Consider the following 15738-nt stretch of genomic DNA (forward strand, 5'->3'; position numbering starts at 1 on the left):
GTACATCCATACAGGGGATCTCCTTTTTCACACGGATTCAGATATCGTCGTACCGGACTATGAAATGCTTTTCATTTGGGAGAGTTTCCCGCGGTTCAGTCTCCACCGTTTCCACTTGGACGCGCCGGGTTCCTTTTTTCATCCGGCGAAGGAATGTATTCACACGGTCCTGCGGCCCCTGGATTTCCAATTCGACCCTGCCGTCCGGCCGGTTTCGCACCCAACCCGTCAATCCGCCCAACAGCGCCAGACAGCGCGAAAAAAAACGAAATCCAACATCTTGTACGCGTCCGGACACCAGTACATACCATCTGATCTTCTGCATCAGAACCCCTCACAATCTTTAAAAGCCTACAATAAGCCTGTCAAAATCTGAACGTCTCTTATTTTAGTGGATTTCACCGCATCTGGCAAGCGGCCTATGAAATATTGCAGGAAAATCAACTTGTTTTCATCCAATAAATAGAAAACATTCCAAACCGCTTGCGCAATTGCGACGGATTGCTTATAATAATACCAAATAGGGGTGGTCGTGTGGAAAAATATACCGCCCGGGATATTGCCGAATTGGCTGGGGTTTCCCCCGCCACAGTGTCCCGCGTGTTGAATGGAACAGCTGGAGTTGGACAGGAAAAACGGGCAAAAATTCTAGAAATTGCCCGATCTCTCGGTTATGCGCCGAGCGGTTCCTCCTATGAAAACAGAAGGGCCCGTTCTTCAAATATTGTCGCAATTTTTATCCGCGATGTGCGCAATCCTTTCTACGCGGATATCATCTATCATGCGCAGGAGGCCCTGCTTGAAAATGGGTATATCCCCGTCGCAATGCCGTTCAAGGGCACCCTGCAGGAATTGCAGGAGCTGGCAAAAACCGATGTGCCATCGAGTTTCGGCGGGGTCCTTATGATGCCGCCCGCCGACCCCGAACAGGCAAAGGAAGCGGTCCGTCTGTTCTCCTGCCCAATGGTGCTGCTGCTCAACCGTCATCTCAACGATTTCGACGGCAACGTCGTTATCCAGGATAACTTCCAGGCCGGCTATACCGCAGCGCGTCATCTCATCGAGCTCGGCCACCGGCACATCGCTTTCCTGATGGGTCCGGCAGATTCCCCCGCCATGATTGCCCGCTACGATGCTTACCGGCAGGCGCTCAAAAATTATAATCTTCCTTATCGGGACGATTATCTCATTCCCGGAGATCTGACGATGGAATGCGGTCGCCGATCCGCCCAGGCTTATCTGCCGCGGCTCGACCAGCTGCCGCATGCGCTCATCTGCTGCAATGATCTGATGGCGATCGGTTTTCTGGACGAATGCCGCAAACGTCAGGTTTCTATCCCGGAAACGATGTCGATTATCGGCTTTGATGATATCCCATTTTCCGCTGTGGCAGGCATCGACCTCACCACCATGCGTCAGAAGTCGGGCGAGATGGGCAGGCGTGCCGCCGAGCTTCTGCATAAGAAAATCTCCGCGCCGTCCAGCGCGAATGAGTGTGTGATCTATGATCCCCAGCTCATCGTGCGCAAGACCACCGGACCAGCTGGCGGCTGATTTTGTATTGTTTATCATGTGATAAAAACGGCCCTCCGCAGTTTCCTGCGGAGGGCCTTGTTCTGTTTGGAAGCCCTGTCGCCGAAAGGCAGGCCACTGCAAAAGCCCCCTTCTAACGGATTACCCGCTGGTCGTAAGGCATCCCGCACCCCTCGGCCGACAATTGGAAATAGTCAAGCAGCAGGCGGTCGATATCAGTCGTCTTCAGCTTGGATTTGATTTCATTTAGGCAGTCCTTGGCAAGTTGCACGCTCTGGCAGGAGGCATGCAGCGAAAAGGCGCGCAGCGGTTCGACGTTTCCGTCGAAGAACTTCTCCAGGGAAGCCGCTTCCTGCAGAAAATCGTCCTCCAACGCCTGAAAGCGTTCCTGTACCACAGGTGCGAACCGGTCATAATTGAGCGCAATGTAGCGCTCCAGCGCAATAAATACCCACCACTGGTCACGCTCATCGAACAGCGCGTGCGCGTGCTGGAGATCCTCCGGCAACCAGTGGATATTATAAAACGGTCGGAACACCGAACAGCAGGGCGGAGACATGCTGTTCCAGTAGGTAAAACGCAGCGGTTCCGGCGCATCCGCCCGGATCACCACAACCGCGCTTGCCGCCGAGGTACTGCCGCTGAGCCCGCCTGAATGTCCACAGACGCCTGGCACCTTGGCCGCGGCGCGCCCATAGAAGAGACTTTCCTGTGGGGTGCCCTCATAGTGGTCACGCAGATTTTGCATCATCATCTTGGGGGTAAAGGGCTCCCGGCCCTCCATCAGGTACCGCAGGCGCGGAAAGCGCAGAAAGCTTTTTACATCGGCAAAAACAAGATCGCTGCGGGTGAAGCAGTTGGCCGCGTCGATGCGTTCCCCGGGCAGCGTCCAGCCTTTTTCAGCAGCCGTTCGCAGCGTATCCCGCCCAATGCGGTCGTAGTCATCCCGGATGGAATAGCAGTTCGAGAGATAGCCAACGTGTTCGATCTTTTTTGCCACCCAGCAGCGCTGCATCGATTCAAAGCGGTAGGCATCCTTCGCATCCGCGATGATATAGTTGCCGTTGAAGCGTTGGTCGCGCGTCGCCGGATTACCGCCGGTTCCATAGGTTTCCAGCAGTTCCCCCATCACTGTCACGGCGTTCGCCGCGTTGTCGGCACGCTCGAGTGCCAGCCGCAGGATATCCATTCCCAAAAGTCCCCAGCGCCGCTCGGGGATCTCCCTGCCATAGACCGCTTCGTTTCCAATGACAACGCCCCGCTCGTTGACCCCGATTTCAAACCCGAAGATTGCGTAGGGGCGCGAGCCGAAGCAGGCATAGGTGTGGGAGGCCTGCGGGATGCGGATATAGGTGCATTCCACCTGCGCCCTCTCTGGATAATCCCGCGCGGGATAAAAGCAGAACGGCTGTGATTCGTTTAAAGGACGGTCACTGTTCTTGCCAAAGATAGTGCTGCCGTCCGCCGTGGCTTCCGGCAGCGCAACCATAGAAGAACACCCTCCGCCTTCATTCATATGATACATAACTTCTTCTCCTTCTTTGGGCGGCCTGCAAAACGGATCATTTTGCAGGCCGCCCATTTGCCGGTGCGGATCTGATCAAACGACGGAAGGTAACGGCAGGTCGGCCACTTCCGGATGCTTCTTCAGATACCATTTGGTCATCAGGAAATAGTAGGCGATACCCGCCCCAAGGATACTGGCAAAATACATGAAGCTGCTGAGAATACAGCCCACACCAAAGCCGATGAGCATGGAATAGATGGCCGCGAGGCTGAATCCCTTGTCATAACGGTATTTGCCTTTCGACCAGTAGAGGTCCTCAAGCGTATACTCGCGGTGACGGATGATGAAATAGTCGACCACCGAAATGGCAAAGATCGGACCCATAAAGCTGCCGAAATAGGTGATGATGTTATTCAGATAGTTGATGAGGCTCCACGGCTGGATCAGGATGGCAATGATGCCGAAAATGAACGCCGCTTGCCGGATACTGAGCCGCTTCTTAGAGAAATTGGAGATGGTGATAGCCGGTCCATACATATTCGCGACCGGATTGGTGGAGAGCAGCGCAAAAACGATGAATATCTGTGCCGCCACCGCCAAGGCGGTGGATTTCGCGCCAAAAACATTGCTGAACATGATGATCGGATTCCAATTTCCAGTGGTGGCGTTCGAGATGACGCCCAGGCCGTTGACCAACATACCTGTCGGCAGAAGGCCGATGATCTGTGCAATCACATATTTAAAATTCGACTTCCACCAACTTTTTGAGACCGCGTCGCTGGTATAGACGTCGCGGGTGACGTCCTGCATCTTTTCCATGACGCCCACCCAAGCGCCCACATACGCGACAAAGGCCGCCGCAAAGATCGGAAAATTGGAAAAGGTGAACGCGGTGCCGCCCTGCGTGAGAATCTGTCCAAAGCTCATGCCTGACTGCTGTACGAGCGAATAGTAAGCGTAACCGCACATCACAAGCAGAATTGGTGTGGCGACCCAGCTACAGTATTTGAGTAACTTGATACCATAAAAGCAAAGATACATCTGGATGGCCATAAATACCAGCACACCGATAAGCGTATTCGACACGCCAAAGAGCATCCGGGAAATTTCTGAAAGCGCCTCGCCGCCGGCCCAGGTGTTAATACCCAGCCAAAAGACCAGTGGGATACATTCAAAGAAGCCCACGATAGCAGCCCCGCGGTATCCAAAGGAGGCCTTGATCGCCACTATGAAGGGAATGCCGTACTTGAGCCCCATATCCTGTACACAGCCCAGAATCACACCGATGGTCAGCATGCCCAGCACGATGATGACATAGACCTGCCCCACCGAAAGGGTCGGATAGAGCTGCCCGGCGATCATCATTGCGCCGAGGTTCACTTCCATGCCGACCCACAGGGTGATCAGCGAGATCATGCCGACCTGGCGTTTGGCATAATTGACAGGTTTCGTATCGTCGTTGATGAGGTCGCATTTCTCGGGCATATCAAAATTAATCATGTTGTCCCTCCTCCATCTTAAAAGGTTATGTCGAAGCCCTTCATGGTTTTTGTCTCGAGGTACGCGCGGCTCAGCGTTGCTACATTTTTATGCCCAGTCTGTACCAAGCTCTCCGCCAACCGTACCGCCAGGGTCACCCCGTCAAGCACCGGTACGCCGAGTTTTTCGGTGAATTCACGGGCGGCCGCCGCAAAACCCGCACATCCCAGCAGGATGCATCGAGCGCCGTCCTCCTCCACCGCAAGTCGGCTCTGTTCAAAAAGCGCGTCGAGCCCGCACTGCGGGTTCTCTCGAAATTCCAAAACGCCCACATGGGTCGGGCGGATTGATTTGCAGAGCTTTTCCGCGTGGTAGGAGACCATCCGAAATTCGTTAAGCCTCCTGGTTGCATCCAGCACGGTAACAATGGAAAAATTGGGGGCGAGCATCCGCGCGTAGGTCACGGCCGCTTCACAGATGCCGACCACTGGCTTTTCGGTGATCTCCCGGCCCGCTTCGAGTCCGGGGTCACAGAAACAGGCGGTGATATAGGCGTCCGCGCCGCCCTCTTTTTCCGTTCTGGCAATTGTGTCAACCACACCGATCGACGCATAGTTGAATTCCAGGTAGCATTCGATGGCCGACGGCCCGATCCGCGGGCTGACCGCGTCGACCTGCACGCCAGGGCCGGCTGCTGTACGGGCAGTCGCCTCGATATCGCGGGTCATCGGCAGGACAATATTTGGATTGATCACCAATATTTTCATCATAGTCCCTCCCATCGTTCGGGTGCCTCAGACGGATAACCACCCCTTCAGAGGTACTCGGACTTTGGCGCAGTAAATCGCCACATCGGATCGGGATGGTTGATGCACTTCCAATACATTTCCCGAAGGTACGAAACCAGCTTGTCGGAGGCCGCTTTGGTCTTTTTGTAGTCCTCCCAGAAAGCGGGCATCAGACTCCGCAGTTCCGCAAGCAACGCTTTTTCGTCGATGGAAACGATCTTGTGGCCGTCGATGACAATTTTTCCGCGGATGATGGATTTTTCAATTGAAGTGCCGTTTTCGCAATAGACCAGATGGTTTTTGAGATTCTCCGGGGTAGTCAGCGGCCCGAACGCATCGGTCGTGAGGTCCAAAATCAGCAGGTCGGCCTTTTTGCCCTCCTCGAGCGATCCGATCTCGTCCGAGCGTATCAGGCTGCGGGCCGCATTTTTGGTGGCCATCTGAAGGACCTCCCCGCTGGTGGGGGCTTTTGTGAAATCCGGCTGGGTGACCTTATGCAGCAACGCGGTGGTCTTGATCACCTCGAAAATATTGTAGCTGTCGTTGCTGCTCATGCCGTCGGTGCCGAGACAGACGTTGACCCCGGCTTCCCGCAGCTTGATGATCGGCATGACGCCGCTGCAGAGCTTCAGGTTGCTCACCGTATTATGCACCGCGTTGATGCCGGTGCGGGCATAGACTTCCAGATCCTTTTCATCCACCCAAATGTTGTGAGCGATGGTTGTGCGCGGTGCGAGAATCCCAACAGATTCGGCGAACTGCGCGATGGTGGATCCATAAAATTCATGCCCGGTGACCCGTTGCGCACGGGTTTCGCAGATGTGGATATGGTACGGCAGATCGTATTGTTCCGCCAGTCTGAACATCCGCTGCAGATGCGCGATATCGCACCGCTGCGGCGCGCCGGTAGAAACGACAATCTTCACGTCTTCCTTGCCGTTCCATGCCTGGATGATCTCCTCCTGGGTATGGTAAATTTCGTCCGAACCGCGCGAGTTGGGAATGCTGTCCTGTACCTCCTTGGGGAAGATCTCCCGCAGATAGGGGATCATATCGCACAGGTGTTTTGTCGTCTCGGTCATAGAAACGTTCGCGCGCAGCCCTGCGTCAACATACGCCTGAATGGCGGCGCTCTCCCCTTCCAGCGTTGCGAACGGAATCTCATGGAAGTCGTCCTGTACCGAGGTGACCCCGCTTTTGAGCATGCCAATCGCACCTAGCATCGTGCGCAGATAGATCAGCCGATGGGAAATCGGCCCATACGCAAGCGGCGGATAGGTGTAGAGCATCCATATTTCGAGCGGCAGATTGTCCAGATAGCCCTTGAATAAGTTTTCCTGTGAGTGCAGATGTGCGTTGACAAGGCCTGGCATCACCAGTTTGCCGGTACAGTCGATGACCTGGTCGCCCGGCTGTGAATTCAGCCCACGGCCGATTTCACTGATCAAGTCGTCTTCGATCAAAAGATCACCATTTTCGAGAATCTCGTCCTTTTCGTTCAGGGTCATGACGAGCGCATTTTTGAGTAATTTCCGACGGATATTTTCCATGCTTTACCCTCCTTCTCAAAGTGACCTGTGGCGGTTACACGAACCGTATCGGTTATTCATCCACTTCAGCGACCGCACGGATCGGGGACCCTGTGCCGCCTCTGACTTTGAGCGGGAAGCCGTAGAACATGAAACGTTTATTGACAACCGGGCGCAGATCCGCCAGGTATTCGATGTGGATCAGCCAATGTTCCTTGGTTACAAGATGCGAAGGGAACCACGGTGCTTTGGGATTGTCGGTGCTGGGGGCGTCGATACCGAAATTCTTGACCTTCTTATTGACCAGCCATTCGGTTCCTGGGCCATCGAGTCCGGCGTAACGGGTTAAAAAGTCCTTGTCGTCATGATGATAGGCCCAGGCGCCGGTGAAGAGCAGAACAATGTCGTCCGGCCGGATCTCCTGCCCTGCGGCTCTGAGTTTCTCTTCCGCCCTGTCGAGGATTTCAGGTGTGATGAAGCCATCGCGGTCGGTTTCGGAGACATCCAGGCAGACCGCCGTCCCGTAGAACTTGTCGAGCGGGATCTGTTCAATCGACGGTGCGGCTGGATCGTCAGTCATATGGGTGACCGCATCCACATGGGTGCCGCCGTGATCACTGACCATGATGCCGCGGGATTCCCAGGAATACCCACCCGGCTCCTTTAAGGTGCCTTCATGGGTATCGTGGGTCCAGACCACGGTACGCACATGTCCCGGCCAGATAGGCATACCCATGTAGAGTTCCTGTGTCAGATCGTATACTTTCTTTGCCATTTGTGAGACCTCCTTCATAATTGTATATGGACATTTATGAAAAAGGCCGGAAAGATCCTCTGCAAACCAGCAGCAACCAAAGCTTCCTGTTCGTACCCATTTCCCGTGCCAATTAGAAAAAACAATTGACAGAAATCAGGAAACAGCGTAAACTGGAAAACGGTTAAGCTACGCTTCCCCAAGTGTAATTAACCATCTGGCTGTTGCGGAGGACCAGTCCGCAGCAGCCTCTTTTTTACTGTGATTTCAAAGTATCTCACGGGCCTTTTTTCCCGGAAAGGCGTTGATTGAACTCTTGGACGTTGCCACGGTGGAAAGCCGCGGACAGCTGGAAATGGATCTGGGTGTAGGCGCGCGCTAGTTCGGCATGGCCGTTGACAATGGCATCTACCATGTTCTTGTGTTCCATCACTGAATTTACATACCTGCGTTCATTGAATTGGGTCGCAAAAGCCAGGCTTCCCAGATGGCTCTGGATATCGCAGACATAATCGTAAAGTGCGGAGTTCCGGCTGATTTTCGCAATGGCGCCATGCAGCCGATGATCCAGATTCCCCATCTTGTTTGGCTCAAAAGGATCCCGCTCCATGATGTCCTGGATGCGCAAAAGTTCCGCCTTCTCCGAATCGGTGGCGTTCATGGCAGCCAGAAAGGACGCTTCGGTAGAGAGAAGCCCCCACACCTGGATCATCTCAAATACTTTCAGATCATCGAGCCCGTCGGCTACCATCACCCCGCAGCGCGGAATATATGTGAGCAGTCCTTCGGACTGCAGGACACGGAATGCTTCCCGGATGGGGGTACGGCTGACGCAAAATTCGGCTGACAGTTCCACCTCCCGCATTTTTTTGCCCGGCGGGAGTTCCCCGCTGATAATTTTTTTGCGTAGTACTTCGACGATCGAAGTCACGATTAATTGATCACCAGATTTCACAAGTACACCTCGTTGTATACAAAATTCGCAAAATTTTCTTAAATTTAACGTTTCTTACGATAAATAATGGATTTTTGCATGCAATTTTTATTAACTTGATGATAGCATCCCCCAAAAGGCATGTCAATACCATTCGAGGAAATTCCATCGACTTTACAAAGATTCCGAAATCCTTTTGTACAGAATTGCAATAGAGCAGGCCTTAACAAATATAAAATCAGGTTTGTCAGAGATGTCCTTGTCCGGAAACGTCCTCTCCAGAGCACTTTTCATTGTGAGCTGCATCTGTGGAGTCCATCATCCCAGCCAATTAATTGTATGTAAAATTGGAAACGAGCCACGATCCGGTAGGTTTTCCCCTCCCGCTTTGCACCCGTTTATGAATGGAATCCACATGGCTTCAGCTTTGCACACTCTGCAAATACAAAAAGACCGCCCACACCAAAAAGGTGTGGGCGGTCCGCCAAACATTTGGCGCGCGTGAAGGGACTCGAACCCCTGACCTACTGGTTCGTAGCCAGTCACTCTATCCAGCTGAGCTACACGCGCATCTATGAACGGCATCCGACGAGAGCGCTTCCGCTTCATAACAAGCCTGTCCAGCCTGCCCTTACGGAGCTTTCGTCAGCCCTACTATAATACTATATTTACCAAGCGAAGTCAAGTATTATTTTATATTTTTTCCGGCCGCGCCATATTTTTGACGCGGCCGGAAAAAATCATTCCAAAACATAGATATCCAGAATTTTGCGCCCGTTGAGCGCGCTTTCCGCATAGGTGTCGTAGAACAGGTCCACATCCACGATCCCCTGCATCAAGCCTGTCCCGGTATCGGCCGCGATCGCACAGCCGTAGATGAAGCTGTTGTCACGCGAAACGATATAGAGTTTGGAACCGTACGGGATTTCCCGTGGGTCCACCGCCACATGCCCCGGAACCGCATAGCGTCCGCTGGCAGTCTTTGCGCCCGGGCGGGCGCTATAGCCGGTAGCGATCTGTTCGGTCAGCAGTCTGGCATATTCCATCGGCTTTCCATGTTCATCCACATCCAAATCGAAATCCAGGGGTGAAACCGCTGCCACCGATCCGATTAAAATGGTTTCAGTCACCGGCTGTCTGGTCACATGCTCACCAAGCAGCTGCACGTCCTCTTTCACCCCATCTACTGTGCGCCGCACATAGGTTTGGGTGTTGATCCCATCGATGCCCGGCTGGATGGTCCGGGTCGCGCCCACGCGCAGCAGAGAGGTGTTTTTATGCACCGTCTTATAGGGAATCGGTTTGTCCACCGTATACCGCTCATATTCCACCCGCTGCAGCTGGATTTTATCTCCTTGTTCCAGCGGTTTGTCGGACGCGGGGCTGAGCAGGTCATTGCCGTCGTAGGTGATGCCCTGCTGATAAAGAAGTTCCCCCACGGTCGTACCACGTTTGACCTGATAAAGGGTGGTCGCACCGTCAACGGTGATGCTGGCTTCCAGCAGGTGGTCCGCATTGATCTGTGCAAAGTGTCCGGATATCCCGGAAAAATTGATGTCCTTTGACGAAAGCATTCCGCTCCCAAATTGCTGCAGAATTTTTTCCGGCTGATCTTCCATGGTAAAAGTGATCGTACGCTGATCCTGATCCATGTAGTAAACAACGTTGGTACGGGTGGTGATCTGGAATACCACAAAGGCCAGCACCACCGACAACATGCTTACCGCAAAGGCCCGGCTGCGCATAAATCTGCCCAGCGCGCGGACTTTGTTCCATAGGTTTATCATAGTTACTCCTTCTCGCTTTTCCATCCGCAGGCAAGCCCGCGGAGACCTACATAGGGTGTACTCTGTCAGTTGGATTTGCGCAATTGATGTTGGAAAAATCACCCTGTGCTTAGTATAGCAGAGCAGTTGCCATTATATTCAATATCCACAGTTTTGTCAAATTCCGGTTGTGCAATATCTTCGCCCAAATGGCGCTTTATCTGTTTTTTTAAAATGTTTTGTGACAAATCTGGACAAATTTTCTACAATCCAAAGTCGGGCTTGCGGTAAATATTCACAAAAATTTTACTACAATTTTTCCTGCTCTAACATTCATTTGCGAGGCATATTTGCAAAACACGGCCGACAAGAAAACGCGAAGACGAAAAAGGGCCTCCCGAAAAACGGGAGGCCCTTTGACAAGCAATATACTGAAATCAGCGTTTGGAGAACTGCGGAGCGCGGCGGGCCGCTTTGAGTCCGTACTTCTTACGCTCTTTCATACGAGGATCACGGGTAAGGAACCCGGCCTTCTTCAGGATGGGGCGCATCTCATCGCTCGACTGGAGCAGCGCACGGGAAATGCCATGGCGGATCGCGCCTGCCTGGCCGGAAACGCCGCCGCCGGTAACGGTGCAGACGACATCGAACTTGCCGACTGTATCGGTCAGGTTCAGCGGCTGGCGGACAACCAGTTTCAGGGTTTCAAGGCCGAAATAATCGTCGATGTCACGGCCATTGATGGTGATGGAGCCGGTGCCGGGATACAGCCGTACACGGGAAACCGACTGTTTTCTTCTGCCGGTGCCGTAAAAATAAGGTCTCGATTCGTACATTCTTTTTATCCCCCTTCCTTACAGTGTCCATGCCTGCGGTTTCTGCGCGGCATGGTTATGCTCTGCGCCTTTGAAAACGCGGCATCTGGTGAGCGCTTTGCGGCCGATCGTGGTGTCAGGGATCATGCCCTTCACAGCCAGCAGCATCGCTTTCTCCGGGGATTCCTGCATAAAGATTCTGTATTTAACCTCTTTGAGGCCGCCGACCCATCCGCTGTGATGGCGGTACATTTTCTGCTCGAGCTTTTTGCCGGTCAGAACCGCTTTCTCGACATTGATGATGATGACGTGATCACCGCAGTCAACATTCGGGGCGAAGTCGGGCTTATGTTTGCCGCGCAGGATGTTGGCAGCGGTGGCCGCCGTACGTCCAAGCGGTTTTCCAGCAGCGTCGAGAATATACCACTTGCGGGTAATTTCGGCTGCTTTAGGCATTGTAGTAGACATACCGTTTCCTCCAAATTTCTTCAGTATTATTCTAATTCCATTAGACGACAGTTTGTATTATAACCTGCCGGGCACGGCATGTCAACACTTTTTTCAGAAAAATTTAATTTACAAAATGGATACTCCCATTTTCGCCTGTTTTCTCTTTTATTCTCTCGTATGCTCAAAACCCAAATCACGTTTTTTCAAAATTTCCGGGCGTGACCGCGGCGCTTGCGAGGATCTGCTCCAGCACCGCGCTCTGCGCCGCCAGGTCGTTTTCGTCCGGATAGGCATTCATTCCAATCCGGTAATCGCCCGAAAGGATCTCGTAGACGCGCGGCACCGTGACCCGGATTTCCGGTCCGCCGCCATCCATCACGGACGGTTCCCCAATATATGCCGCGGCCGGGCGGCTATCGATCACAAGGTCGGTGCGCGGGGTCATTTCGGGCGAATCGCTGATGTTCTTTTCGTCCGGGAAGCCCTCCCATTCCATATTCCGCCCGCCGAAGATATCGAGCATCTTCCTGCCATTTTCATCCGAAAAGCTGATCGAGCTGGTCATACCGTTTTCGTCCGGCTCCGAGCCGTTCGTCCAGCCTGCCGGAACAGCGAGTGCCAGCCCGTTATAGCCGATCTCCTTGCGGTCCGCTTGGTCATAGACCGCAAGGCGCACCACAAAGACCTGCCAGCCGTCCGGCACAAAACGCGGCGCGCAGTCCGTCGCTGTGAGCGGCTTTTCAGTCTCCGGCACGGAGGTTTCCGGTTCTACCGCTTCGGAAGCTTCGGGTTCGGATATGGACGAAACGCCGGGGACCGGCGGCGCGGAGGATACGGAGGTATCCGGCACTCCGGCCTGGGACTGGCAGCCCACGAGCAGAAGCAGGGCACATAGAAGCGCTGCAAATGTTTTTTTCATAACGGAAGATTCTCCTTTCCGCAAATACTGCTTACGAATGAAACCACCCACATGCAAAAAGTGGGACAGGCATCCCGCTTCTGCGCCGTCAGACCACCTGGAACAGGTAGAATTTCAGGTAGTCGGTCTCCGGCACATTCCAGAGGATCGGATGGTCGGGAGCCTGCTGGCGCGCTTCGATCTGCCGCAGCTGCACCGCCGCGTCGCGCGCCGCGGCGTGCAGCATCTTCCGAAACAGCTCGTCGGTCATGAAGTGCGAACAGGAACAGGTGGCCAGATATCCGCCGCGCGGCAGCAGTTTCATGGCGCGCAGGTTGATCTCCTTGTAGCCGCGCGACGCGGACTCGACCGTTTTGCGGCTTTTGGTGAAAGCCGGCGGGTCAAGGATGATAAAGTCATATTTCTGGGGGCTGTTTTCGAGGGTGGGCAACAGGTCGAATACATTTGCCGCCTGAAAGTCCATAAGGCCGTCAAGGCCGTTTCGCTTCGCGTTTTCCCGCGCGAGCGCTACCGCCGCTTCCGAGATGTCCACCGCCGTGACATGTCCCGCGCCGCCTTTCGCGGCGTTCAGGGCAAACGATCCGGTGTGGGTGAAGCAGTCGAGCACCCGTTTGCCTTTCGCAAGCTTTGCCACCGCCTGCCGGTTATATTTCTGGTCAAGGAAAAAACCGGTCTTTTGTCCGTTCTCGAAGTCCACCAGGTATTCGATTCCATTCTCGGTGATGATCGTTTCGGTGTTTTCCGGGGGCGTCACGCCGGGCAGCGGGTACCAGCCCTTGCTCTGCTCCAGCCCTTCAAGCTCCCGGATCGCCACATCGTTGCGCTCATAGATACCGCGCACCGCCTGCCCGTCCGCTGTGAGCACCCGGTAAAGGGCGGGAAACAGCACCGGTTTCAGCCGCTCGATGCCGAGCGAAAGGGTTTGGGTGACCAGCACATCCCCGAATCGATCGACGGTGAGGCCAGGGAACTGGTCCGCTTCCCCAAAGATCACCCGGCAGCAGGAGAGATCCTGTTCCCCCATGACCGCCTTGCGGTATTCCCATGCGTAATGGAACCGGCGCTCCCAGAAGGCCTCGTCGAAACGGTCGTTCGCGTTGCGGGAGATGAGCCGGATGCGGATCTTAGATTTTTCGCTGAGCAGCCCGGTGCCCAGATACCGGCCCTTGTCGCTTACCACATCGACAAGCCCGCCGTTTTCATACGGGCCGGAAAGCTTTGCGACCTCCGTGTCATATACCCACGGATGCCCGCCTTCCAGGGCGTTCTGGCCTTTTCGGGTGATCTGCGCCTGCGGAAAATTGCGTTCTTTCATCTGCTTCCTCCAAAACAGGGGAAACTTCCGGATGAAGTTTCCCCTGCAAAATACTTCGGGTTTATTCTTCTTTCTGGATGTCGAGCTTGAGCGAAAGCTCTTTGAGGGCCTGCTCGTCCACCTCAGCCGGGCACTGAGTCATCAGTTCGCTCGCATTCTGCACCTTCGGGAAGGCGATCACATCGCGGATCGAATCCTTCTGGAGCATCAGCATCACCAAACGGTCAAGGCCATAGGCCATGCCGCCATGCGGCGGCGCGCCGTACTTGAACGCGTCGATCAGATAGCCAAACTGCGCGTGCGCGCGCTCCTCGGTGAATCCAAGCGCCTTGAACATCCGATCCTGCAGCTCCGGATTGTTGATACGGATCGAACCGCCGCCGACTTCGCAGCCGTTGAGGACCATATCGTAGGCGCGGGCGTTGCAGTGGGCCGGGTCGCTTTCGAGTTTGTCGAGGTCCTCGAGCGCCGGGTGGGTAAATGGATGGTGCTTGGCGACCAGCCGGTCCTCCTCTTCGCTGTATTCGAAAAGCGGGAATTTGGTGACCCACAGGAAGTTGAAAGTGTCCTTTTGGATCAGATCGAGCCGGCGTGCCAGTTCACAGCGCAGCGCGCCCAGGCTGTCATAAACGACCTGGCTGCTGCCGTCGGCCACCACCAGGATCACGTCGCCGGTCTGGGCTCCCATGCGCGCGCGGATGGCGTTTTTCTCGTCCTCGGTGAGAAATTTTTCATATGAGGAGGATTCCGCGTCCGCAGTCAGCCGGGTAAAGGCAAGACCCTTGGCCCTGTAAGTTTTGACAAAATCGGTAAGTTTGTCGATCTCTTTGCGGGAGAGGTTTGCCGCCGCGCCCTTCACGTTGATGGCGCGCACGCTGCCGCCCGCCTCCAACGCGCCTTTGAACACCTTGAATTCACAGTTCGCGAGCAGATCCGACAGGTCGCAGAGTTCCAGTCCGAAGCGGGTGTCCGGCTTATCCGAGCCGAAACGGTCCATCGCTTCCTGGTAAGGCATCCGCAAAAACGGCGTCTGCACCTCGATGCCCAGCACGTCCTGGAAAACGCGGGCCATGAAACCCTCGTTGACGGCCATAACGTCCTCTTCTTCGACAAAGGACATCTCCATATCGATCTGGGTGAACTCCGGCTGGCGGTCAGCGCGCAGGTCCTCGTCACGGAAGCACCGCGCGATCTGCATATAGCGGTCGTAGCCGGAAAGCATCAGCAGCTGCTTGTACTGCTGGGGCGACTGCGGCAGCGCATAAAAACAGCCCGGTTTCACGCGGGAGGGCACCAGATAGTCGCGCGCGCCTTCCGGCGTGGACTTGATGAGCATTGGGGTTTCGATCTCAAGGAAGCCGTTCTCATCATAATAGTCGCGGGCGATCTTGACGATCTTGTGGCGCATCATCAAAGCGACCTGCATCTCGCCGCGCCGCAGGTCGAGGTAGCGGTATTTGAGCCGCAGCTCCTCTTTGACGTTAGTGTGGTCAGTGATCTCAAACGGCGGGGTCTGCGCCTTGGCGAGCACCCGCAGATCTCCTGCATAGATTTCAATTTCACCAGTGGGGATTTCATGGTTCACCGATTCGCGGCGGCGCACCACGCCTTTCACCATCAGCACGTATTCCGCGCGCGCCGAAGCGGCTTTTTCGTGTACATCGCGGGCGGTGCCGTCATCAAAGGCGAGCTGCACAATACCGCTTCGATCCCGCAGATCGATGAAAATGAGGTTGCCAAGATCACGGGTTTTCTGCACCCACCCGCAGGCTACCACTTCTTTGCCGATATCGTCCGCGGTGAACTGTCCGCAGTATTTGGTTCGTTTAAGTCCCTGCATGGTATCCATTTTTTTATAGTCTCCCTTTTCTGTAAATTTAGATTGTATTGCGGCCTGACCGGCGCGGTGCGCCGCGCTCCACGGGTTACTTTTCGGACGAACGAAAAGT

At 54.6% G+C, this 15738-nt stretch carries 14 protein-coding genes and 1 tRNA gene; 1 reads left to right on the forward strand and 14 read right to left on the reverse strand.

The window, feature by feature from the left end; genetic code table 11:
* Positions 1 to 37 precede the first annotated feature (37 nt).
* The gene (locus tag DWV16_RS05400) at positions 38 to 325 is read right to left on the reverse strand and encodes an acylphosphatase (protein WP_066452826.1); all 288 of its coding nucleotides are present in this window, start codon (positions 323 to 325) and stop codon (positions 38 to 40) included.
* 209 nt (positions 326 to 534) lie between these two features.
* On the opposite strand from DWV16_RS05400, the gene DWV16_RS05405 reads away from it, so the two are divergent.
* On the forward strand, positions 535 to 1554 hold the full coding sequence (locus DWV16_RS05405) for a LacI family DNA-binding transcriptional regulator (protein ID WP_147349428.1): 1020 nt from the start codon (positions 535 to 537) through the stop codon (positions 1552 to 1554).
* 112 nt (positions 1555 to 1666) lie between these two features.
* Here the strand turns inward: DWV16_RS05405 and DWV16_RS05410 are convergent, their stop codons facing one another.
* From DWV16_RS05410 to aspS, 13 genes are all read right to left on the reverse strand, one after another.
* Positions 1667 to 3058: a C69 family dipeptidase gene (locus tag DWV16_RS05410; RefSeq protein ID WP_158572788.1), complete on the reverse strand. Its 1392-nt coding sequence runs from the start codon at positions 3056 to 3058 to the stop codon at positions 1667 to 1669.
* Between the two features lie 75 nt (positions 3059 to 3133).
* On the reverse strand, positions 3134 to 4540 hold the full coding sequence (locus tag DWV16_RS05415; RefSeq protein ID WP_066452823.1) for a cytosine permease: 1407 nt from the start codon (positions 4538 to 4540) through the stop codon (positions 3134 to 3136).
* A 17-nt stretch (positions 4541 to 4557) separates the two neighbouring features.
* A complete protein-coding gene (locus DWV16_RS05420) occupies positions 4558 to 5286 on the reverse strand; it encodes an aspartate/glutamate racemase family protein (RefSeq protein WP_066452821.1) in 729 nt (242 codons plus the stop codon).
* Positions 5287 to 5333: 47 nt separating this feature from the next.
* Positions 5334 to 6857, reverse strand: coding sequence for an amidohydrolase family protein (locus DWV16_RS05425; RefSeq protein ID WP_118478075.1), 1524 nt, complete (start codon positions 6855 to 6857; stop codon positions 5334 to 5336).
* 52 nt (positions 6858 to 6909) lie between these two features.
* On the reverse strand, positions 6910 to 7611 hold the full coding sequence (locus tag DWV16_RS05430) for a cyclase family protein (RefSeq protein ID WP_066452819.1): 702 nt from the start codon (positions 7609 to 7611) through the stop codon (positions 6910 to 6912).
* A gap of 256 nt (positions 7612 to 7867) precedes the next feature.
* A complete protein-coding gene (locus tag DWV16_RS05435) occupies positions 7868 to 8545 on the reverse strand; it encodes a GntR family transcriptional regulator (RefSeq protein ID WP_079987981.1) in 678 nt (225 codons plus the stop codon).
* Between the two features lie 472 nt (positions 8546 to 9017).
* Positions 9018 to 9094: transfer RNA gene (locus tag DWV16_RS05440), tRNA-Arg, on the reverse strand.
* 170 nt (positions 9095 to 9264) lie between these two features.
* The gene (locus tag DWV16_RS05445) at positions 9265 to 10311 is read right to left on the reverse strand and encodes a G5 domain-containing protein (RefSeq protein WP_066452816.1); all 1047 of its coding nucleotides are present in this window, start codon (positions 10309 to 10311) and stop codon (positions 9265 to 9267) included.
* Positions 10312 to 10727: 416 nt separating this feature from the next.
* Complete coding sequence (rpsI, locus tag DWV16_RS05450) at positions 10728 to 11126, reverse strand: 30S ribosomal protein S9 (RefSeq protein ID WP_066452814.1); 399 nt, start codon at positions 11124 to 11126, stop codon at positions 10728 to 10730.
* 18 nt (positions 11127 to 11144) lie between these two features.
* Positions 11145 to 11573 (reverse strand): 50S ribosomal protein L13, encoded by a 429-nt coding sequence (rplM, locus tag DWV16_RS05455; protein WP_066452812.1) that lies wholly within the window; start codon positions 11571 to 11573, stop codon positions 11145 to 11147.
* A gap of 175 nt (positions 11574 to 11748) precedes the next feature.
* Complete coding sequence (locus DWV16_RS05460; RefSeq protein ID WP_118478077.1) at positions 11749 to 12474, reverse strand: hypothetical protein; 726 nt, start codon at positions 12472 to 12474, stop codon at positions 11749 to 11751.
* Positions 12475 to 12562: 88 nt separating this feature from the next.
* Entirely contained in the window at positions 12563 to 13789 is a 1227-nt protein-coding gene (locus DWV16_RS05465; protein ID WP_118478079.1) for a class I SAM-dependent rRNA methyltransferase, read from the reverse strand.
* Positions 13790 to 13850: 61 nt separating this feature from the next.
* On the reverse strand, positions 13851 to 15638 hold the full coding sequence (gene aspS / locus DWV16_RS05470; protein ID WP_118478081.1) for an aspartate--tRNA ligase: 1788 nt from the start codon (positions 15636 to 15638) through the stop codon (positions 13851 to 13853).
* Positions 15639 to 15738 lie beyond the last annotated feature (100 nt).

Source organism: Anaerotruncus sp. AF02-27, assembly GCF_003465835.1.
GTDB lineage: Bacteria > Bacillota > Clostridia > Oscillospirales > Ruminococcaceae > Anaerotruncus > Anaerotruncus rubiinfantis.